Annotated in this window: 12 protein-coding genes and 2 tRNA genes; 4 read left to right on the top strand and 10 right to left on the bottom strand. The window is 63.3% G+C overall.

The window, feature by feature from the left end; translation table 11 throughout:
- Positions 1-7: 7 nt before the first annotated feature.
- From ACFVSI_RS17405 to ACFVSI_RS17390, 4 genes are all read right to left on the bottom strand, one after another.
- Positions 8-81, bottom strand: a tRNA-Met gene (locus ACFVSI_RS17405).
- Positions 82-308: 227 nt separating this feature from the next.
- Positions 309-382: transfer RNA gene (locus ACFVSI_RS17400), tRNA-Met, on the bottom strand.
- Between the two features lie 131 nt (positions 383-513).
- Positions 514-3,504: a UPF0182 family protein gene (locus ACFVSI_RS17395; protein WP_387826317.1), complete on the bottom strand. Its 2,991-nt coding sequence runs from the start codon at positions 3,502-3,504 to the stop codon at positions 514-516.
- A 126-nt stretch (positions 3,505-3,630) separates the two neighbouring features.
- The gene (locus ACFVSI_RS17390; RefSeq protein WP_387826314.1) at positions 3,631-4,785 is read right to left on the bottom strand and encodes a PDZ domain-containing protein; all 1,155 of its coding nucleotides are present in this window, start codon (positions 4,783-4,785) and stop codon (positions 3,631-3,633) included.
- A 213-nt stretch (positions 4,786-4,998) separates the two neighbouring features.
- On the opposite strand from ACFVSI_RS17390, the gene ACFVSI_RS17385 reads away from it, so the two are divergent.
- Positions 4,999-6,426 carry a zinc-dependent metalloprotease gene (locus ACFVSI_RS17385; protein WP_387826311.1) on the top strand — a complete coding sequence of 476 codons (1,428 nt, stop codon included), beginning with the start codon at positions 4,999-5,001 and terminating at the stop codon, positions 6,424-6,426.
- 46 nt (positions 6,427-6,472) lie between these two features.
- Here ACFVSI_RS17385 and ACFVSI_RS17380 read toward each other — a convergent pair whose 3' ends face one another.
- Genes ACFVSI_RS17380 through nudC form a run of 3 tightly spaced genes read right to left on the bottom strand, consistent with a single transcriptional unit; the run spans position 6,473 to position 10,211 of the window.
- Positions 6,473-7,096: a M48 family metallopeptidase gene (locus ACFVSI_RS17380; protein ID WP_387826309.1), complete on the bottom strand. Its 624-nt coding sequence runs from the start codon at positions 7,094-7,096 to the stop codon at positions 6,473-6,475.
- On the bottom strand, positions 7,096-9,228 hold the full coding sequence (locus ACFVSI_RS17375) for an ATP-dependent DNA helicase UvrD2 (RefSeq protein WP_387826306.1): 2,133 nt from the start codon (positions 9,226-9,228) through the stop codon (positions 7,096-7,098). Before ACFVSI_RS17375 ends, ACFVSI_RS17380 begins: the two co-directional genes overlap by 1 nt.
- Positions 9,225-10,211, bottom strand: coding sequence for an NAD(+) diphosphatase (nudC, locus tag ACFVSI_RS17370; RefSeq protein WP_387826303.1), 987 nt, complete (start codon positions 10,209-10,211; stop codon positions 9,225-9,227). Before nudC ends, ACFVSI_RS17375 begins: the two co-directional genes overlap by 4 nt.
- Positions 10,212-10,393: 182 nt before the next feature.
- Between nudC and ACFVSI_RS17365 the strand changes: the two genes are divergently transcribed.
- Complete coding sequence (locus ACFVSI_RS17365; RefSeq protein WP_387826300.1) at positions 10,394-11,605, top strand: macrolide 2'-phosphotransferase; 1,212 nt, start codon at positions 10,394-10,396, stop codon at positions 11,603-11,605.
- A gap of 22 nt (positions 11,606-11,627) precedes the next feature.
- Here the strand turns inward: ACFVSI_RS17365 and ACFVSI_RS17360 are convergent, their stop codons facing one another.
- The 3 genes from ACFVSI_RS17360 to ACFVSI_RS17350 are packed head-to-tail and all read right to left on the bottom strand — an operon-like array spanning position 11,628 to position 18,885.
- Positions 11,628-15,146: an ATP-dependent helicase gene (locus ACFVSI_RS17360; protein WP_387826297.1), complete on the bottom strand. Its 3,519-nt coding sequence runs from the start codon at positions 15,144-15,146 to the stop codon at positions 11,628-11,630.
- Positions 15,143-18,472, bottom strand: a complete 3,330-nt coding sequence (locus tag ACFVSI_RS17355; RefSeq protein ID WP_387826294.1) for an ATP-dependent helicase — start codon at positions 18,470-18,472, stop codon at positions 15,143-15,145. Before ACFVSI_RS17355 ends, ACFVSI_RS17360 begins: the two co-directional genes overlap by 4 nt.
- Positions 18,469-18,885, bottom strand: a complete 417-nt coding sequence (locus tag ACFVSI_RS17350; protein WP_387826291.1) for an MGMT family protein — start codon at positions 18,883-18,885, stop codon at positions 18,469-18,471. The genes ACFVSI_RS17355 and ACFVSI_RS17350 overlap by 4 nt, the downstream gene beginning before the upstream one ends.
- Before the next feature lie 66 nt (positions 18,886-18,951).
- On the opposite strand from ACFVSI_RS17350, the gene ACFVSI_RS17345 reads away from it, so the two are divergent.
- Positions 18,952-19,662: a 3'-5' exonuclease gene (locus ACFVSI_RS17345; protein WP_144659742.1), complete on the top strand. Its 711-nt coding sequence runs from the start codon at positions 18,952-18,954 to the stop codon at positions 19,660-19,662.
- Positions 19,663-19,976: 314 nt separating this feature from the next.
- On the top strand, positions 19,977-20,927 hold the full coding sequence (locus ACFVSI_RS17340) for a transporter substrate-binding domain-containing protein (protein WP_387826288.1): 951 nt from the start codon (positions 19,977-19,979) through the stop codon (positions 20,925-20,927).
- Positions 20,928-20,930: the final 3 nt, after the last annotated feature.

Below are 20,930 nucleotides of genomic sequence, written 5' to 3'. Positions count from 1 at the left end.
TCTCCAGTTGCGGGGACAGGATTTGAACCTGTGACCTCTGGGTTATGAGCCCAGCGAGCTACCGAACTGCTCCACCCCGCGTCGCAAGAACAACACTACCGCACGCGCGGGGGTGCTCCCGACCAAACGGCGCCCAAGGTGCCGGAGATCACAGCAAGCCGCTGCGGGGTGGGATGTGAGAGAGGGACGCGCCCACGCGGGTGGGATGTGAGAGAGGGACGCGCCCACGCGGGTGGGATGTAAGAGGGACGCTCTGGGGAAAGCAAAAGGTCCGGATCAGTAATTACTGATCCGGATCTTTTCTCCAGTTGCGGGGACAGGATTTGAACCTGTGACCTCTGGGTTATGAGCCCAGCGAGCTACCGAACTGCTCCACCCCGCGTCGCAAGAACAACATTACCGTCCGGTGAATGACAGACCAAATCCTGGCCACGTGATGTACATCTCCCCCACGCAAAAGGCCGGCACCTACTCTCATCGGAGCTGGTGCCGGCCTTCAGGCAGAGTATGCCCTTAGCGACTAGGCGAGGGCGACGGTGTCGGCGTCGCGCTCGGAGAAGTGGTCGGCGTCGAGGTCGTCCCGAGTCGTGCCTCGGCGTCGAGCGCCTTCTTCAGAGCATCGGACAGTTTGTTCTGCTGGTCGCCGTACCCGGCGAAGTCTCCCTTGGCGAGAGCTGCCTGCCCATCCACGATGGCCTTGTTGGCCGCGTCCAGAGCCGCCTTGAGATCGGCCTTGGCATCGGTGGGACCCGCGGGCGGGGTAGTCGTTCCCGGAGGCGTAGTTGGCGTCTGGCCATTGTTGGCCGAGTCCCCCGCAGTCGCTCCCGAGTTACCACCGAACAACTGGTCCAGAGCCGCGTCCAGGGTCGGTGCGAAGCCGATCTTGTCACCAAAAGCTACAAGGACTCGCTGCAGGGTGGGGTACGACGTCTCACCGGTCGACTTCAGGTAAACCGGCTGGACGTACAACAGACCGCCACCAACTGGCAGGGTAAGCAGGTTACCGTTCAAGACGTCGGAGGCACCCTGGCGCAGGAGGTTCAACGCCTGTGAAACCGTGGGGTCGGAGTTGAACTTGTTCTGGGCCTGACCGGGACCAGGAACCTGGGTATCGGTGGGGAGCTGCAGGAGCCGCAGCTTTCCGTAGCTGTCCGCCTTCACTCCCTTGACGTTGCCGGCGTCGGAATCTGCCGCGAGGAAGCCATACAGGATGTTCCTGGCGTTACCGTTCACGGTTTGCGGAATGAACGAAGACGTCAGCTGGAAGGCGGGCTTCTCCTGGTCCGGCATCTGCAGGGACATGTAGAACGGCGGCTGCTTCACGGCCTCGGAGACAGTGGGGTCGTTGGGGACGCTCCAGGCGTCGTTGTTCTGGTAGAAATTGTCCGGGTCGGTCACGTGGTAGCGGCCAAGCAACTCTCGCTGGACCTTAAACAGGTCCTCCGGGTAGCGGACATGGCTCATGAGATCGCCGGACATTTCGGAGTAGGGCTTGATGGTGGTCGGGAAGACCTTTTGCCATGCCTTCAGGATCGGGTCCTGATCGTCCCACGCGTAGAGATTTACCGAACCGTCGTAGGCATCAACGGTGGCCTTCACCGAGTTCCGGATGTAGTTCACGGAGCTGTTCGGCAGGGCCACTGTCCGGCCTGCACTTGTCTGCGAATCGGCAGTGGCATTCTGCAGCTGTTGCGGCTGCGAGTAGGGGAAGTACTGGCTGGTGGTGTAACCGTCGACAATCCACTTCACTCGACCGTCAACGACTGCCGGATAGGCATTGCCGTCGACCGTCAGGTACGGCGCCAGTTTCTCCACACGTTCGCGCGGGTTGCGGTCGTAGAGAATTTGGGACTCAGCATTGACGCCATCGGAAAGCAGGAGGTCCGAGGACTGGAACTTGATGGAGTAAAGAATCCGGTTGAGCCAGTTGCCTACGTTCGGCCCACCGTTGCCGTTGAAGGTGTACTGGGTTTCCCCCGCGCCTTCCCGGCTTGCGGGACGATCCTGCTCGCGGTTCGGCGCACCATCCGGCGCGCCAACAATCGAGTATTCCGGCGAGTTTTCGCCGAAGTAGATACGTGGCTCGTAGGTGGTGTCGTTACCCAAGACGCCGTTGGAAGGAATACCGGACTGCAGGAACTCCGGCTTGCCATCGGCAGTGAACTTATTGCCCTTGGCAGCCACCACGCCATAGCCGTGCGTGTAGACGATGTGGCGGTTGACCCAGGTCTGCTGGTTGGCGCTCAGGCCATCAGGGTTCAGCTCGCGGACAGCGATCACTGTGTCCTGGACTTTGCCGTCCACCGTGTAGCGGTCCACATTGAGGGTCTGCGGGAACTGGTAGTAGGGGCGGAATTGCTCGAGCTGGGCGAAGGCCGAGGAGATGAGGTTCGGGTCCAGAAGCCTGATGTTTGCCGCCGTCTGCGCATCTGCGGCCAAAGCGCCCGCCGTAGCAGTCGTCGTTGCGTTGTAGGCGGAGACATCAATCTTGTCGAGGCCGTACGCGGAACGGGTCATGTTGATGTTGCGGTTGATGTACTCCCGCTCAAGGGTGTTCTCAGAAGGGCGCACCTGGAACTGCTGAATAACCCAGGGGTAGACACCGCCGGCGAGGATAGCCGTGATGACCAGCATCGCGGTACCGATGACCGGCAAACGCCAGCGACCAATGATCGCAGCAACAATGAACAAAATCGCTACCAAGGCAGCAGCCACCGCCAGGATTGCCTTGGTGGGGACTACGGCATTGACGTCAGTATAAAGAGCACCGGCCCAGCGACCGGAGTTGCTCTGGACGGTGGTGTACCTGTCCAACCAGAAGTTGACGCCCAACAAGATCAGGAAGAGTGCGCCGGTGACCGCGATGTGGATTTGCGCCGCACGGCTGGTAAAGATGCCGCGCTCCATGAGCCGGATGCTGCCATACAGGTAGTGCGTGAGGATCCCGGCGATGCCTGCTACCACGGTGATGCTGATCAGGAAGCCGGTGACGAACCCGAGGAACGGCAACGACATCAGGTAGAAGCTGATGTCGAGGTTGAATAGAGGGTCCGTTTGGCCAAAGGGCTGCTGGTTGAAGAACAACAACGCCTTTTGCCACTGACTGGCGGCGGCGCTGCCGGCGAAGAGCCCAAAGAGGATGGGCAGGCCGATCATGACTACCCTGCGTACCGGCTCAAGCTGGGCCTGGTAGCGGTTCAGGTTGTCCCGCGACTCGGCATCGGGAGCATAAACGGGACGTGACCGGTAGGCAATCCTGATGGCGAAGAAAACGGCCGCGAACATCATGGCGAAACCGACCAGGAACGTGATGATCCTGGCAAGGTTTTCCCGAAGATACACTTCGAAGAAACCAAGCTGCTGGTACCAGAGGACGTCAGTCCAGACATTGGCGAAGAAAATGAACCCGACGACGGCCACGGCCACGACAATGAGCGTCGGAGTCAGGGCACCTCGTCTCAGCGGTGATCTTCCGGGCGGGTTGGTGCTTGCGGGACGGGACAAACTCTGTACCTCATTGGTGTCAGTGAACAGTCGGTGTGCGAGTACTTGACATTCTCTGCCGCTGGGCCATGGCGGAGGCCGTCATATATGCCACGAGTGGCAGTGGAGCTAAGTTCCACCGCCAGTCTAATTGTTTGTGCAGGTGGGAAGGCCCGACGTGTCCTGACCTGACGCCAGGCGCTCCACGGCCGCGGTGGCATCAGCCAGCGTTTCGACTTTGACTACCTGCAGACCATCAGGAACATGGCCTGCAACATCTGAACAATTGGCGGCAGGGGCCAGGAACATCGTGGCGCCATGTTGCCGGGCGCCGATCATCTTCTGGGCGATCCCGCCAATTGCACCCACAGCGCCGTCAGCGGTGATGGTACCTGTGCCGGCGACATGCTTTCCTCCCGTGAGATCCCCCGGAGTCAGGTTGTCCACGATCCCCAAAGCGAACATCATTCCCGCGCTTGGTCCCCCTACGTTGTCCAGGGAAATGCTCACGTCGAAAGGAAAGGTGAAATCGCTCGACAACAACACGCCAAGGACGTAGCGGTCCGCCTGGTTCTTGGTGGGGGTGACAGTTTCGGTTACCAGGGCGCCGTTCCGATCAACTTCGACAGCGACCGGGGCTCCGGCGCCGGCGGCAAGTTCTGCCTGCACCACACTCATGGAGGTGATGGCCTTTCCATTGATGGTCTTCAGGCGGTCCCCCTCCTTGATCTTGCCGGCCGACGGCGACGGGTCGGACAGGCCTGCGACATTCAATCGCTGCTCGAACGGGATGTCCAGTTGCCGCAACGCTGCAGCCACGGCGTTCTCCTGCGAAGTCTGCATGTCGATTTCGCCCTGTTGGACCGACTGCTCGGCTGTGGTGCCCTTGGGGTAGATGAGTTCTTCGGGATAAACCGCCTTGGAGTTGTCCATCCAGGCGCGGAAAACATCAAAAATTGTCGCGGGAGTCTTGGGACCGCCCGTCATGACCACGGTGGTGAGGTCAAGATTTCCTTTGGCCGGGAACGAGTCATGGCCGGAGATGCTGATGACCGGCTTGTCGCCGTCCTTGCCCAAGGTGTTGAACGTGGGTCCGGCTGACTCGATCACGTAAGGGACAGGCAACGCTGCCGCCCCGATGCCAAGTGCCAAGGCCAGCAGGCCCGAAATCACCATGATCATGTAACGGCCATCGCGCGCAGGTGCCGGTGGCACCTGGGAGGGATCGGCGTCGGGCGTCTGGCGCGGATCCTGGCTCTGGCGCGAGGTGAAAGAGCCCTCGGGGCTGGGCGAAGTAAGCATTGAGGCCTCTCTTTTACCGGCATGGGCTGACCGGTTCCTGTGGCTTGGTGCCTCCGCGGGCGGCGACAGCACATACCAAGCAACAACACTACGCGGTGCGGCGTCGCTGTACTGCTTTGCCTACAGCGAACGACGCCGGGTCCGGGCAGACAGCGTTCCGACCGCGCGGTACGGTGAAAGAGATCACCAGCCAGTTCGACGATCGGCGGCACCATGACTTCCAACCCCAACAACCCGTCCAACGACGACGAGAACCCCAAGGACCCGCTGGCGGAAATGCTGCAAAACCTGATGGGCGGTCAGGGTATGGGCAACATCGATCCGGCCGAACTGGCCAAGGCTGCCGGCCTGCCAAACGACCCCCAGCTATTGCAGCAGATGTTCGCCCAGGTACAGGCCATGATGAGCTCAACGTCGGAAGGTCCCGTCAATTGGCAGCTTGCGCACGAGAATGCGCGGCGGGTGGCAGCGACCGGCAGCGATCCCTCGGTCAACGCCCAGCAGGCCCGGGAAACCGACGAAGCCCTGAGGCTGGCAGAACTCTGGCTCGATCCCGTCACCGATCTCTCGGCAACCGGACTGATCGGGCGTGCCTGGTCACGCGCCGAATGGGTCGAAGCGACGCTGGGGACCTGGAAGCGCCTGACCGAACCGGTGGCAAACAGCATTGCCAATGCGTTGTCCAATGCACTCACCCAGCAAATGCCCGAGGAAATGAAATCCATGATGGGTGGTGCCTCGTCGATGTTGCAGAACATGGGCGGAGCGATTTTCGGCATGCAGCTGGGCCAGGCCATCGGAGCACTGTCCGCTGAAGTCGTCAGCTCCACTGACATTGGTGTCCCCTTGGCGGATCTCGAGATGGCGCTGTTGCCGGCCAACGTCGCCAAATTCGGCGAAGGACTCAGCCTTCCGGAGAACGACGTACGGCTGTTCCTGGCCGTCCGTGAAGCCGCGCACGCCCGCTTGTTCGTGCAGGTCCCGTGGTTGCGCGGCCATCTCCTGGGTGCCATCGAGGCTTACGCCCGTGGCATCCACATCGATATGTCCCGGATCGAGGATCTGGCCCGCGACCTCGATCCCAGCAACCCCGAAGGCATCCAGGCAGCCTTGTCGCAGGGCGTCTTCACCCCGGAACGGACTCCGGTCCAGACGGCGGCGCTGGAGAAGCTCGAAACTGCCCTTGCACTCGTGGAGGGCTGGGTTGACGAACTGACCGCCGAAGCCACCGCCAAGGTATTGCCCTCCGCGACGGCCCTGCGCGAGACTGTCCGGCGCCGACGTGCCACCGGTGGACCGGCCGAGCACGCCTTCTCCTCCCTGGTGGGCTTGGAATTGCGCCCACGCAGGCTCAGGGAGGCTGCCACCTTGTGGGCCACCCTCAAGGAAGAGCGCGGCATCGCTGGGCGCGATGCCATTTGGCACCACCCGGACCTGCTGCCTACCGCCGAGGACCTGGATGACCCCCAGGGCTTCTCGGAACGACGGCGCCTTGCTGAAGCAAGCGACAGCGAAGTTGACGACGCTCTTCAGAAACTCCTGAACGGCGGATACGACGAGGCCGGCGATGCTGAAGATCGGGAATCCTCAACGGGCGGCTCGGACCCGGACGACAACGATCCTCAGCCGCCCAACAAGTAACCACCGCCATGCAGCAACGGCCACCGTGAACGGTGGCCGTTGCGCTTTAATCGGCGTGATCTGCGTCAGCGTCCACGTGGCCGTTTTCCGCGCTGCCGATAAGTCCCCTCGACGACCCGTAGGCCACTCCCTCAAGGAAGGCTTTGGCCCGCTCGGTCTCCGGATATGCGGCAACGAGCGACCAAAATTGTGCGTTGTGCCCCGCTACCAGCAGGTGCGCGAGCTCGTGCACCAGGACGTAGTCGATCACCCACTGGGGCATGGGCTGGAGCTTGTCGGAAAGCCTGATGCTGCCGTCCGCGGGCGTCGCCGAGCCCCAGCGTGAGTTCTGGTTGCCAACCCAGCGGACAGAGGTGGGCACAGCCCGTCCGCCGAGGTAGGTGCGTGAAAGATGAGCGGCATGCTCAGCAAGTACCTCATCAGTGGCTGGCCGGCGCTTGCTCCTGCCGGATCCATGCTCGCCCTGCTTCTTGAGCTTTGCGAGCATCCGACGGACCCATTCCCGCTCTTGGGACGTGGTGAAGCTTGCGGGGATGGCCACCACTGCGTTGCCGTCCTCCCAAAAAGCAGCGACAGTTCGACGCCGCCTGGCAGATCGGCGCACGACCACTGGAGCGCCGTCGTCGGTAACCAGGGGTACGCCGGCATCCCCGCCACGTGCGCCCGCCATCAGAGGACAGCGTTCTCTGCGAGAACGGCCAAGACAGCCTCGCCGTAGCGCTCAAGCTTGGATGGGCCAATACCCGCCAAGCGCGCCAATTCCTCAAGGGAGGTGGGCTTGGCTTCGGCGATTGCCGTCAAGGTAGCGTCGGTAAAGACCACGTAGGCCGGGACATCAGCTGACTTTGCTTCCTCTTTGCGCCACTGGCGCAAGGCGTCGAAGGTCTGTTCCTCGTAGGAGGGAGGGCACTGGTTGCAGCGACCCACCTTCCGCTCGGCGCCGGTGGCGAGCATGCTGCCGCACACCCTGCACGACGCCGGCGCTGCAGCTTTGCGTCGCGTCGGACCGGACACGCTGCGGGCTTTTGCCGACGCCACGGAGTCGGGGCGAAGCCCGTCGAGGAACCGGGAAGGCTTTCGGTTGGCCCTCCCGCCAGGCGTGCGCGCTGTGGACCAGGACAAGCTCAGATGTTCACGCGCCCGGGTAATACCTACGTAGAGGAGCCTGCGTTCCTCGTCCACGTCTTCAGGTGAGTCCGCAAAAGAAATTGGCATCAGGCCTTCGCTGAGGCCTACCAGGAACACGGCATCCCATTCCAGGCCTTTTGCCGAGTGCAGGGAAGCGAGCGTGACACCCTGAACAGTGGGGGCATGTTGCGCCACCGACCGCTCCTGGAGTTCGTTGACGAATTCTGCCAACGTGAAGGACTCACCTCGACTGACGGAGAGTTCGTCGGCCAAAGCTACCAGTGCTGCCAACGATTCCCACCGCTCGCGCAGAGCTCCCCCGTTGTGCGGGGCGGCATCGGTGTATCCCAGGGAGGCGACGATGTCCCGGACGATCTGCCCCAGCGGCTCTTGGGGCCCCTCGGCGACGGCGCGGGTGGCCGCGCGAAGCTGCAGGATGGCGTCACGGACTTCCTTACGGGCGAAGAACCGCTCACCGCCACGGAGCTGATAACCGATGCCGGCCGAAGCCAGCGCCTGCTCATAGGCCTCGGACTGACCGTTGGTACGGAACAAAATTGCGATCTCACTGGCCTGGACGCCGGAGTCGAGCAGCTCCTGGATCCGGCCCGCCACCACAGCGGCCTCGGCTTCGTCGTCAGGGCATTCCATGAACCGCGGCTCAGGACCGGAGGGGCGTTGGGCCACGAGCTTGAGGGGTGGTGCCCATGCAGCATCGGCAACGGGGCCACCGCTTCGCCGGGACCCCAGGAGCTCGTTGGCCAGCTTCACCACCTGTGGCGTGGACCGGTAGTCGCGGATGAGTTTGACCACGTTCGCTTCGGGGAATTGGGCCTTGAAACCCAGCAAATGCTTGGGAGAAGCGCCAGTGAAAGAGTAAATGGTCTGGCTCGCGTCCCCCACCACGCACAATTCGTCGCGGCCGCCGAGCCACAAATCCAGGAGCCGTTGCTGAAGCGGCGAAACGTCCTGGTATTCATCCACCACGAAATGCCGGTACTGTTCACGAACGGTCGCCGCCACTTTCGGGTCTTCCTGGAGAATTCCCACGGTGATGAGCAGAACGTCCTCGAAGTCGATGACGTTGCGGTCGGTCTTGATGTCCTCATAGGCCTGAAACACCCGGGAAACAGCGGTAAGGTCGAAACCCCCGGGCGTGCCACGCCCCTGGGCATTTTCCAGGTAATTGGCAGGCGTCAACATCGACACCTTGGCCCACTCGATCTCTGCCGCCAGGTCCCTGATGGAGGCCCGGTCCGTGCTGAGCCGAAGACGGCGCGACGCCTCAGCGATCATATTGGCTTTGTGGTCCAGGAGATTCGGCAGGGTACCGCCGATGGCTTGAGGCCAGAAAAACTGCAATTGACGCAGGGCGGCCGCATGGAAGGTGCGGGCCTGCACGTTGGGCACGCCAAGGTCGCGGAGCCTGCTGCGCATCTCGGCAGCAGCGCGCGCGGTGAAGGTCACTGCCAGCAGCCGCTGGGGGCTGTAGACCCCGGAGTGGACCCCGTACGCAATGCGATGGGTGATGGCACGCGTCTTTCCCGTACCCGCACCGGCAAGCACGCACATGGGGCCGGTCAGGGTGCTCGCCACCTCGCGTTGCTCGTCATCCAAGCCGCCGAGGATGCGGTCCTCAAGCGAGCTCTCCTCGTTGAAGAACCTCTCTGTCACGGCTGGAGGTCTTCGATGACGCCGCCGTACCAGTGCTCGATCAAAGAGCGTGCAATCGAAAGCCGCGTGGAAATGGTGATCTCTCCATTGAGCACGGCTTCCTGCAGCTCGTCGCGGCTAAACCATCGCGCGCGGGTGACTTCCACGCCGTCGGGCCTGGCAACGGTGTCCTCCGTAGTGGCGGTGAACCCCAGCATGAGTGAGGCAGGAAACGGCCACGACTGGGAGCCAAGGTACTGGCAGGCCGTGACACGCACACCCACTTCTTCCCCGATTTCACGAACCACAGCTTGTTCCAGTGATTCACCGGGCTCAACAAATCCGGCCAGAGTTGAGTAGTTCTTGGCGTCAACCGGACCCCCACCGCCCAAAAGAACGCGACCATCCGGGCCTACTACGGTGACGATAATGGCGGGATCGGTCCGGGGGTAGTGTTCCGAGTTGTCCCTGGGGCAGCGGCGGACCCAACCGCCCGCCTCGACGTCCGTGGGACTGCCACACTGCGGGCAATGCGTGTGGGTGCCATGCCAATTGGAAATAGCACTGGCTTCGATGAACAACGCGGTGTCCATGGCGTCCAGGCTGGCAGCGACCTCCCGGAAGCCGGCCCACTGGGCGTCCGAAGGAATCGTAGCTGTACCTGCAGCAGGGGGCTCAGAGGTAGTGAACAGCAGGACCTGGGTGCCTTCAGGCAACGAGGACGATGCCAGGGTGGTCCCCAAGTAAATGGCGGCAGCACCGGCGTCGGACTCTTTAAGGGCCGTCCAAAGGGCGGTAGCATCGCCGAACCAGAGACCGTCGGCAGTCACCAACGCCTTGCGCTGGGAAATCACCATGGCCTTGGCCGTCCCGGAGTTAATGGCATCTTCCACCATGCCCGGCTCCATACGGACAACCGAACCGCGATCCACCATGGCAGGGCGGACGGGAAGAACAGTGTCCATCAGGTGGTTGGCAAGCGCCGGCGACTCGGTATGACTCATGTATCTACCGTACTGACTCGCACCGACAAAAAACATTTGAAAGGGTCCCCGCTTGTGGACGGAGGGGCTCCGGGAGAGAGCACGCGCCCGTTTTGCTCACTTCCGCTGCGTATTTACTGCAGATCTGGAGACTCGCCGCACTGCATCATGGCCACAGGCCGCACTCAATCTACCGTGGAGAGGTGAGAAGAACACCGCTCGAACTGGCCGCTATAGCAACTGCGGCGGTGCCTGGTTTGGCGCCGACGGCTACAGCCTATTCCCCCGACGACGACGCCGACTTCGACTCAGCGTCGCTGCTGGACGGCGAGGGTAAACGCTGGCGCGTCCGTTCGCCGCGCCATCCTGAGGCGAGCACGCGGTTGGAGACCGAGTTCATGGTGCTCCGGGCTTTCGCTCCAGCCATCCGCGCTGAGCTGCCCTTTCACGTGCCCACCATTGCCGGCACCGTCCGACAAAGTGCTCTCACGACTTTCGTCTATGCCCACCTTCAGGGATCCGTGCTGTCCATCGAAGAGCTTTCCGCCAGCAGCCCGGCGTTGGCCAAGGAAATCGGCGCAGCATTGGCCGCGATCCATGATCTGCCCCTGACCCTCGTCACCAATGCCGACCTTCCCAGCTACTCGGCCAACGAGTTCCGGCAGCGCAAGCTCAACGAACTGGATCAGGCTGCGACTACGGGCAAAATTCCTGCCACGCTGCTGCGCCGATGGGAACACGCCTTGGAGGACGTTGCCCTGTGGCGGTTCAATACCTCGGTGGTCCACGGCGATCTCCATGAGGACAACCTGATGGTCCAGGACGACTCCGTGACCGCTGTAACCGGCTGGACCGATCTGCGGATCGGTGATCCGGCCGACGATTTCGCCTGGCTCGTCGCTTCCAACGAAACGTCCTTCGTGGAATCGGTACTTACGCATTACACCGACGCCCGCCGTGAAACCCCGGACGCCCATTTGCTCAGGCGAGCGGCACTGCTGGCAGAATTCGCGCTGGCCCAGTACCTGGTCAAGGCCATGGCAGCGGGACATCAGAGCATGACAGCCGAAGCCGAATCCATGCTTCAAGCCCTGGCCAACGATATCGAGGAGCAGGTGCGCCGCGATGAAGAAGCCGAGGCCGCGATGAAGGAGCTCGCAGAGCATCAGGCCGCAACCGCGGCCGAGCACCGGCCTGCGGTGAGCGTCGTGCCAATTCCCGACGCCGGTCCAGCCGTTTCCGTGGCAGCGATACCCGCCGCTGAACCAGCTACCCCGGACGCCGAGAATCCGGAGAAGCCGGAGGATTCCGCCTCGAGGAACCGCGATGATTCGGCTAGCGTGCACGACGACACCTCAACGGCGGCCATCAGTGTGGTCGCCGTGACGCCTCTCCACGCAGGGGAACGCTCGTAGGTGCCCGTTGCCGTTCAGGGCATCAGCTCTCCTTCAGCGCATTGGCGACAATCTTCTCCAGGTCCTCGGCGCTGCCGAGATCATGCGGGCGAACCACGGCATCCTCTGCCACGTAGTAGAAGGCTGCACTGACGTCTTCGAGGGGCACGTCCTTGAGCCGTGACCACGCCAGCCGGTAAACGGCAAGCTGCACGGCACGCGTGGCCAGTTGCCTACCGGCCGGACGTCGCCCTGTCTTCCAGTCGATGAGCTGCCAGCGGCCATCGGCGTCGCGGAACACCGCATCGATCCGGCCACGGACCACAACATCGCCAATGCGGGTCTCCACCGGCACTTCAACGAAAGCCGGGGCGCGCTGAGCCCACTCGGATTGCTTGAACGCGGCCACCATGTCGTCGAGGCCGTAGGCCGCGTCAATGTGGGAGTCCGAGCCGGGTGCTTCGTCGAGGTCCAACATCCCGGTGGTGCCGAAGTACTCCTCCACCCATGCGTGGAACGCCGTCCCCTTCCTCGCGGAGATCCCCGGTTCCCTGGGAACGGGCCTGCGGAGCTGGGACAGGACAGCGGCTGGGTCGTCTCCAAGATCAACGAAAAGCGAGGCGGAGATATGGCTTGGCAAATGGACGTCGTGGAGGGTCTTCCGCACCCTTTGCCGTTCCAGCAGCAAGTCAGCCTCTTGTGACCATCGCCCAGCCATACCGTTCAGGGGGGCCGGTACATGGGAGGACTCAAGGGTTTGCAATCCGGCAGCTCCCATATACGTCCTGACCATTGCTGCTGCCTGATCCATGGCCCCGCGACGACCAGGCGTCAGCCTAAGCCGGGCTCCGGTCCGCGGGTCCGAAGGCCCTTCAAGGGGATCGTAGGGGAATTGGGCTACCTCGAGGACACTCGTCAGAGGGTTGGTATCAGGTAAGGATTCCTCAGCCACCGACTCTGGGTGCACCACGGCGCTGGCGAGCCCGCCGCTGTGTCCTTCGAGGTGCTGACCCGCGTCCGCAAGAGGCGCCAGCTCCGACAGGAACAGCGACATATCGGCCATACCAGAGCGGGAGCCATTCCACGCCGCGCTGGAGGCCCACAAAACGAACTTTGCCCTTGTGTAGGCCACGTAGGCGAGCCGGCGTTCCTCCGCTTCACCGTGGTGCTGGACCTCTGACTTGAAGTCCTTCTCTGCGTCCAGCCAGCCCTTTTGGTCGGGGTGGTCCAGATCCCACTGAGGAAGGTCGGCGCGATCGCCGCGCAGAGGCCATGGCAAGGCCGCGGCCCCGGTGCTCCAGCGGGAATCCCTGTTGCTGGGGAAGGAACCGGCGTTGAGACCGGGGACAAAGACAACGTCCCATTCCAAGCCTTTGGAAGCGTGCACGGTCAGCAATTGCACGGCCTCACGGTTGGTCTCCGCCGGAGCGATGTCCAGTCCGCCTTCCTCGGAAGCTGCTGCTTCAAGCCAGGACAGGAACGCGAGAAGGTCAATCCGCTGGGAGGTTTGAAGGAATCCCGCAGCAGCATCCTGGAATGCATCCAGATTGCGACGCGCCTGGTGGATGCTGATCCCGGGCTTGGCAGCAACTTCAATGTCAAGCAGCATGGCACGCTCCACCTCGCCCAGCAGCGTAGTGAGGTCGTCACCGATGAAGCTCCGCAGGGAACGCAGTTCTGCGGCCAAACTGTTCAGCCTCTCCAGGGCGGTGTGGCTGATGCTCCGGCCATGCCCGGACGTCCAGCCCGGCTTGGGCAGGTAATCCAGGGCCTCCACCAAACTCGCGGCATCGGTGATGTCGCTTTCGACCACCACCGCCGCGGGCTCCTCGTTGGCTTCGAAGGAATCGCCCTGGGAGTCCGGAGCCGTCCGTCGGCGCGCCAGGAACCTCGACCAATCGCTGAAGGCCATCAGGTCCGCCGGCCCGATCCGCCAGCGCGCGCCGGAGAGCAACCTCATCAGGGCATCGGAGCGTCCCGGATCGGCCAGCACCCGCAGGGTAGCCACGAGGTCCACCACCTCGGGGGTGTCCAGCAAACCACCGAGCCCGACAATCTCGTAAGCGATTCCCTGCAGTTCGAATTCCCGCCGGAGACACTCCATCTGAGCCCTTCGGCGGCATAGAACGGCCATGGTTGGCTTCACGGGAGCGCCGTCTTGTTCTTCCTCGAACACTGTCCGCTGGTATCGCCGGACATCCCGGACGATCGCTGCGGCTTCGTCCTCGTCCGTTCCGAAACGGCCAATCACCACACTGCCGTCCACAGCGGCCGGGCTGGGTACCAGCGGCGGGACGGAGACGTTCCCCGGTTCCCCCTTCTCCCCCGGCGCCCCGTCGGTCGCAGCTGCTTTGTTCAAGGGCGCGGCAATCGTGTTGGCGGCCTGAAGGATGTTACGTCCGTTCCGCCACGCCGTGGTCAGGTACGAGGTAGGGGCCACCGAGTACGAGGCCGGACCGGGGTCGCCGTCTGCGCGGACAACCGGGAACTCCTGCACGAAATGGAAGAGCTGCCCGGCGGAGGCACCGCGGAATCCATAAATGGATTGGTTCGGGTCTCCGACGGCGGTGACGGCATGGCCTTGCCCGTAAAGCCTCGAAAACAGAACCAGCTGGGCATGGGAGGTGTCCTGGAACTCGTCCAGAAGCACAACCTTGTAGCGCGCGCGTTCAGTGGCAGCAGCCAGGGGAATGTCCTGCGCAATCCGGGCAGCCAGGGCCACAAGGTCACCGAAGTCCAGGACGCCGCGCTGGCGCTTGGCTTCCTGGTACCGGACCACCATGTCCGCCACACTGGCGCGGGTCCGCAGCATGGCGGACAGATCTCCCGCCGCCTGGGTGGGATTCTTCTTGGCCCCCGCCGTATAGGGAAGCTGTTCAAAGCCCTGGACCCGTTCAAGTACCCATTCACGCACCAGCGCTGGATCCTGGAGATGTTCGGCGCACTCCCCCGCAAGCTGGATAACACCATTGACCAAAGTGGACTTCGCCGCGGTGAAGTGCTCGTAGTCGCCGTCGTAGGCCTCCACCACCTCGCTGGCCAACTGCCAGGACTGCGCGCCACCCAGCAATACGACGTCGCGCTCGATCCCCAACCGCAGGCCGTGGTCGGACACGATTCCGCTGGCATAGGAATGGTAGGTGGACACCCTGGGCTCCAGGTCATCGGCACCAAGCAGTCCCTCCGGGAATCCGTTCCTGCCGTCATCCTCCGCGGCCACGCGCTGCAGCGTTGCAAGCTTGCTCCGGATGCGGCTGGCCAGCTCTCCTGCGGCCTTGCGCGTGAACGTTACGCCCAGCACTTCTTCCGGGCGAACCCAGCCGTTGGCCACAAGCCACACCACTCGGTCGGCCATCGTGGCAGTCTTGCCCGAACCGGCTCCCGCAATGACCAGACGCGGCGTCAAAGGAGATGCAATGATGTCGGACTGTTCTGCGGTGGGACGGTTTTTCTCGCCAAGGATGCCTGCCAGTTCCGAGGGGCTGAAGCGGGGCTCCGGGAGATCCACAGCAACGACCGAAGAAGAAACGCCTCCAAGTCCGTCAAGAACTTCGGTACTCATTCGGTGACCTGCTTTCCTCGGGCGCACAACGGGCAAATGTCCGGTAGCCGGCAACCATGCCCGCCGTGGCTTCCCTTGCCGGGGTCGTGCCTTGCTTCGAACGTTGCCCCGGCCATCAACGCGGCAGCCTCATTGACGAGACCTTCTGCCCAGTTGTCGTCCGGGTCCAAGGGATCCTGCTGCTGAACTGCGGGACTCTTGGTCTTGGTTCCTAGCTGGGCCAACACGGCACCGCCAGGGACAAGGGCTGTGCCGGGCTGAGCGCCTGCATCTTGCCCCGCGGGCAAGGCTTCCCTGAACGCCCCCTTCAAGACCGCGGACTGATAAGCCCCCAGTTGGGGATGGTTGGCGACCTCCGCCTTGCCAGGCTGCCTCTTGCCGGTTTTGAGGTCGACAATGACCAGTCTTCCCTGGGCGTCGATCTCCAAGCGGTCCACCTGTCCGCGCAGGACGGCATGGCGACGAGGAGTTTCGGAATCAGCGTCTCCGGTGCCTGTTTCCAGATGCACGTCGGGAAGTTCGACGTCAAAGTCATGCTCGACCGCCAACAGGCTCCTTCCCTCGCTGCGCATGATGAGGACATACTGGGCCAGCTTTCGGACCATCAGCTCAGCGCGCTGGTAGTCCAACTTGCCCTCCCAGTTGTCCTTCATGCCCAACGTGGGCCAGCGGCGAACCAGCTCGGCCAGGTACTCTGCACCGGAGGCTTCAGGCAGGTCCTGTGCGATGCTGTGGACGAGCGTGCCCAGGCTTCGCGCGAAGTCGGTGGCGGCCTCGCCTCCGGCGGCCTGGACAAACCAGTCCAATGGGGATTTGTGGACAGCTTCGACTTTGGACGGTGAAACCGACACTGTGCCTCCCGGGGGCACCACTGGCTCGGTGGAACTCAGAGGGGCCAGCCCCCACCACGAATCCGGGCTTGCACCCGGTACCGGAGGCTCCGTGCTGGCAAGCCTGGCCAGGATCCTGGCAGCCTCATGGGTGGTTTGGAGATCCTGGCCGGAAGACTCATCCAATTGGACATGCTGACGCAGTTCCGCCACAAGGGCGCGCAGAGTCATGGGGCGGTCCACAGGGGTATAGCCTCGCTTGTATTCCCCCTGCTCCAGGGGAGCGACGTAGTCCAGGAACGCTGATGGTTGCTCATCCTCGGAGGAGACAGCCGTGCAGACCAGGACCTCGCGGGCGCGGGATACCGCGGTGGAGAAACTCCGGAGTTCGTCGTAGCGGATGTCCCGGAGCCGGCTGAGCGGGCCGCGGCCCAGGGCGTACTCCACGCCGTGTTCGACGGCGTCCGCATACACTGTGCTGCCCAGCAGTTCACCGCGAAGGCGGGTATTCGGCCAGACGCCTTCCTGAAGGCCAGCGACAATCACCACCGGCCATTCGCGTCCGGCAGCGCTGGCCGGAGTCATGATTTCCACGCAGTCCTCAAGCTGCGCGCGGGCTGCCAAGGTGTCCATGGGCAGCTCCTGGTTCAACAGATACTCCAGGAACTGCTCGGGGCCGGAGCCTGGGAGCTGGTCCACGTACCGTTCCGCAGTGTGGAACAGCGCCATCATGGCATCAAGGTCCCGATCGGCGCGGGCCCCGGCGGCACCGCCCTCCAGAGCTGCTTCAGCCCATCGCGAAGACAAACCCGTTGCCTGCCACAATGCCCAGAGGACGGACTCGGCATTGGCCCCGGGCTCCGCCGCGGCTGCAGCGCCCGCCGCAATCATGCGGGCAAGCCTGCGGGCCGCACTCCCCTCTATTCCCAGCGAGGCCAATGCCCCGGGCTCCAGCAGCGCCTCGACCAGCAGTGAGTCGCTGGACCGGCCGCCACCACCGAGGAGCTCCTCACGCCGCAGCGACTGCCGGAGTCGTCGCAGCTCGATGGCGCTGGCCCCGCCGATACGTGAGGTCAGGAGGGAGACTGCCGTCTCGGGAGTCAGCTTGGCCCGATCCAGAACAACGGCAAACGCTTCAAGGAGGGGACGGACGGCGACTTCGTCGCGAACCGCGGAGTCTGCCACGGGAACGCGTACTGGTATGCCCTGTCCACCGAGATAGCGTTGCAGCTGCGAGATTTGCCCGCCGTTGCGGACGATCACCGCGATGTCGCTGAACTCGCGGCCTTCCCGCAGCTGGGCTTCGAGAATCCGCTGGGCCACATAGCGCAGTTCATGGACGGCAGAAGGCAGTACGTGCCCTTCCACCCGCCCTGGGGCCGCCGGCGTCGGGCGGGCATCGGCGGAGTGCACAGGCTGTTCCATTTGCCGGGCAAGCTGACCTCCGGAACGCTGGGAGATGCGCGCCGCTACCCGTGTCCAGGCTTCTGCGATTGCAGGAGCGTGGCGGTGCGTGATGGACAAGGGACGTTCCAGGACCACGCGCTCCGGACCGCCCAGCAGGGACGGCAACTCCGCAACGAGATCGGGCCGTGCGCCACGGAAGCCCTGCACGACGGTATCCGGCGAGTAGGTCACCACGGCGTCCTTGCCCTCAGCGACGTCAGCCAAGAGTTCGAACACCGCTGGATTGGATTCCTGGGCATCATCCACCAGGAAAAGCTGGATTCGCTTCCGTTCTTCCGCCAGGAAAGCCGGGGACTCCTGGAAGATCTGCCGCGCGGTTGTGATGATTCCGGCGGGGTCGAAGGCCTCCGGCATACGCAGGTCAAGGACGTCCCTGTATTCGCTGTAAAGCTCGGCGGCAGCCATCCAGTCCGGCCTGCCGCACTCATAGGCCAGGCCAACCAGATCATCGGCTGTGCGTCCGGATTCGATGATGCGGTCGAACAGCTGGCGGATCTCATGGCGGAAACCGCGGGTGGAAAGGGCTGCGGCAAGATCGTCCGGCCACGGCAACTGGAAGCCCGGACGGGCGTGGCCCTCCAGCAGCTCCTTGATGATGAGGTCCTGCTCCGGACCGGACAGCAGCTTCGGCGGCCGCGCGAGCGGCAGGACACCTTCGGCTTTGGCGCGCCGGATGATATCGAAAGCGTACGACGCCCAGGTGCGGGCCGGCGTCGTACTGAGACTGCGGTCCAAGCGCCCTGTAAAGGTGTCCCGCAAGGCCGCGGCGGCATGGCGCCCCGGGGCCAGGATGAGTATCTGTTCAGGGTTCAGGCCGTCGCGGACACGGCGGACAGCAGACTCCACGAGGACGGTGGATTTGCCGGTTCCCGGGCCTCCGGGGACGAGGATCGGTCCACTCCCCTGTGGCAGCGAGACCACGGCGTGCTGATCGGACGACAGGGCGGGTGCCGCGTAGTGGGTTTCCCGCGGCGGCAGCAGCCGAAGGGCTGCGGATGCTTGGCGTATTTTGGCAGGAGTCGCGGTCACACAGTCATTTCATCATTGGGCACCGACAATATATGGAGTTGACGCTCCAACTGGTCGGAGATCACATCAAGTCGGTCAAAATCATCGTCCGTGGGGGCCCACCGGGCCAGGGCAAGATCCACGCGCCAGCGGCCTTCTCCGGTCAGTATGAAGGCCTGGTACGCGCCATGCAGCGGAGTGGATTCTTCCAGGTAGTGCCGCAGCGCATCGGCCTCGTGGCCTGGAGGCGCTTCACCGCTGGCCCGCAGGACCCGCCACCACGCCACGGCGCTCCCATAGTGGCTCATGACGGCGCCAACCTGCCTGGGCCCGCCCGCGCCGAGGAGCTCTGCAACGTCACCGTAGGACACTGCCGAGGCAGGCGGAACGAGATCCACGACGGCCAGGACCGCCGTTACGTACTCCATCCGCATGTGTTCAGCCTAACGTCAGGAGTGTCGTACCCAATAGTGTCGGAGCCAGCCGGTAGCGTGAAAAGCATGAGCTCCTGGAACACCCTCTCCCGCGCCGCATTCGATCTCGAGACCACCGGGAAGAACTCCCGCTCCGCTCGGATTGTCACCGCTTCCATCACCGTGGTGGATGCCCAAGGGGAACTCATCGCAGAGCACGAATGGTTGGCCGATCCAGGCGTCGAGATCCCCGCGGAAGCCAGCGAGGTCCACGGAATCACCACGGAAAAGGCGAGGGCTGAAGGGCGGCCGGCCGCGGAGGTAACGCGCGAGGTCGCGGGGGTACTGCAGGAATTGTTCGACGCCGGAACTCCGGTTATCGCTTTCAACGCCAGTTACGATTTCACGGTGTTGGCGGCAGAGTCCGCCCGCCACGGCGTCCCCCAGCTGAGCCGCTTCCCCGTTCTGGATCCCTACGTCATGAACAAGCAGGTCGACCGGTACCGCAAGGGCAAGCGGACACTGACCGCCCTGTGCGAGGAGTACGGCGTCGATCTGACCAACGCGCACACCTCTGCCGCGGATGCCCTTGCGACCCTCCGGGTCCTGGACGCCATGGCAGGCAAGTTCCCCAAGCTCCAGATGCCCGCCTCCACGCTCCACCAGCTCCAAGTAGACTGGGCAGCGTCGCAGGCCGCCGACTTCCAGCAGTATCTGCGCCGAAGCAAGCCTACGGCCGTCATCGAAGGTGAATGGCCGGTCCTTCCTCCCGTGGACGCAAGCCGCGGCGGCTTCTAGGTACCATCCGGGAAGAACCCCTGCGACGCAAGTCACAAGATTTTCGGGAACTCCGATTGTCCGCGCCTTCAGGCGGGGATTCCATCACAGACGCGACCACCGGAACCCTGCACCCAATGAATGCCTTTCAGGGGAAGATACTTCGGAAAAATCGAGTGTGAGCAACCATTTATTCGATTCACCGGGAGCCAGTGGGCTGGTGACATAATTAAGTTTGGCGGGTTGAAGTCTGCTAGGACAGCCAACCGTTGTAGTGCTGCCGTTTCCCCGCCCACCGCGAAACGTCTCCGTGACCCGATGAAAGTGATTTCTTCATGAAATTCAAAGCCCCTAAGTGGCTGTCTGTTGCCCCTGTGGCCGCAGCCTTGGTGATTTCCCTGGCAGCCTGCGGCGGAGGAAGCTCCCAGCCCAGCGGAACACCCACTGACGCACTCGCCGGAAGCGACCAGAAGTCGCTGGACAGCTTCACCACCGCTGACGTCACTCCCCTGGACAAGATCGACAAGTCCAAGCTGGGCCTCATCACCGACGGCACAATCCGCGTCGGCACCCTGTCCGATGCCCCGCCGAACATCTTCATCGATCCTTCCGGCAAGTTCACCGGCTACGACAACGAGCTCCTGCGCGCCATCGGTGACAAGCTGGGCCTCAAGGTCGAGTTCGCTTCCACTGACTTCTCCGCGTTGCTGTCCCAGGTGGGCAACAAGCAGTTCGACGTCGGATCCTCCTCGATCTCCACCACCGACGCCCGTCGCAAGACGGTTGGCTTCACCAACGGCTACGACTTCGGCTACATGGCCGTAGTGACCAAGAGCGATTCCAAGATCACTGGCTTCGGCGACATCAAGGAAGGCCTCCGCATCGGCGTCGTCCAGGGTACGGTCCAGGATGACTACATGACGAACACCCTCAAGATTGAGCCCGTACGTTTCCCCGATTACAACACCGTCTACGGCAACGTAAAGAACGGCCAGATCGACGCTTGGGTTGCCCCGTCCCAGCAGGCCGAAGGCCAGGTCAAGGAAGGCGACAACACCAAGATCGCCGAGAAGGTTGTCAACACCCAGAACTTCACCGCCTACGCCGTGAACAAGGACAACAAGCCGCTGATCGACGCCCTGAACTCCGGTCTGGACGCTGTCATCGCTGACGGCACGTGGGCCAAGCTCACCGCCGAGTGGTACAAGGACCGTCCGACGGCTGCCGAGCAGACTCCCCAGGGGTGGAAGCCGGGCAGCAAGGCCGTCCAGCTCCCGGCCAAGTAACCA

This window comes from Paenarthrobacter sp. NPDC057981, assembly GCF_042886835.1.
Lineage (GTDB): Bacteria > Actinomycetota > Actinomycetes > Actinomycetales > Micrococcaceae > Arthrobacter.
Note: the sequence above shows the minus strand (reverse complement) of the source record. Positions and strands in the feature narration are given on the sequence as shown.

Bases quoted from the DNA above. Each gene is read 5' to 3' on its own strand.
- ACFVSI_RS17350 (WP_387826291.1), bottom strand. From the start codon at position 18,885: ATGCGGATGGAGTACGTAACGGCGGTCCTGGCCGTCGTGGATCTCGTT.
- ACFVSI_RS17360 (WP_387826297.1), bottom strand. From the start codon at position 15,146: ATGAGTACCGAAGTTCTTGACGGACTTGGAGGCGTTTCTTCTTCGGTC.
- ACFVSI_RS17380 (WP_387826309.1), bottom strand. From the start codon at position 7,096: ATGGCGGGCGCACGTGGCGGGGATGCCGGCGTACCCCTGGTTACCGAC.
- ACFVSI_RS17340 (WP_387826288.1), top strand. From the start codon at position 19,977: ATGAAATTCAAAGCCCCTAAGTGGCTGTCTGTTGCCCCTGTGGCCGCA.
- ACFVSI_RS17385 (WP_387826311.1), top strand. From the start codon at position 4,999: ATGACTTCCAACCCCAACAACCCGTCCAACGACGACGAGAACCCCAAG.
- ACFVSI_RS17345 (WP_144659742.1), top strand. From the start codon at position 18,952: ATGAGCTCCTGGAACACCCTCTCCCGCGCCGCATTCGATCTCGAGACC.
- ACFVSI_RS17390 (WP_387826314.1), bottom strand. From the start codon at position 4,785: ATGCTTACTTCGCCCAGCCCCGAGGGCTCTTTCACCTCGCGCCAGAGC.
- nudC (WP_387826303.1), bottom strand. From the start codon at position 10,211: ATGAGTCATACCGAGTCGCCGGCGCTTGCCAACCACCTGATGGACACT.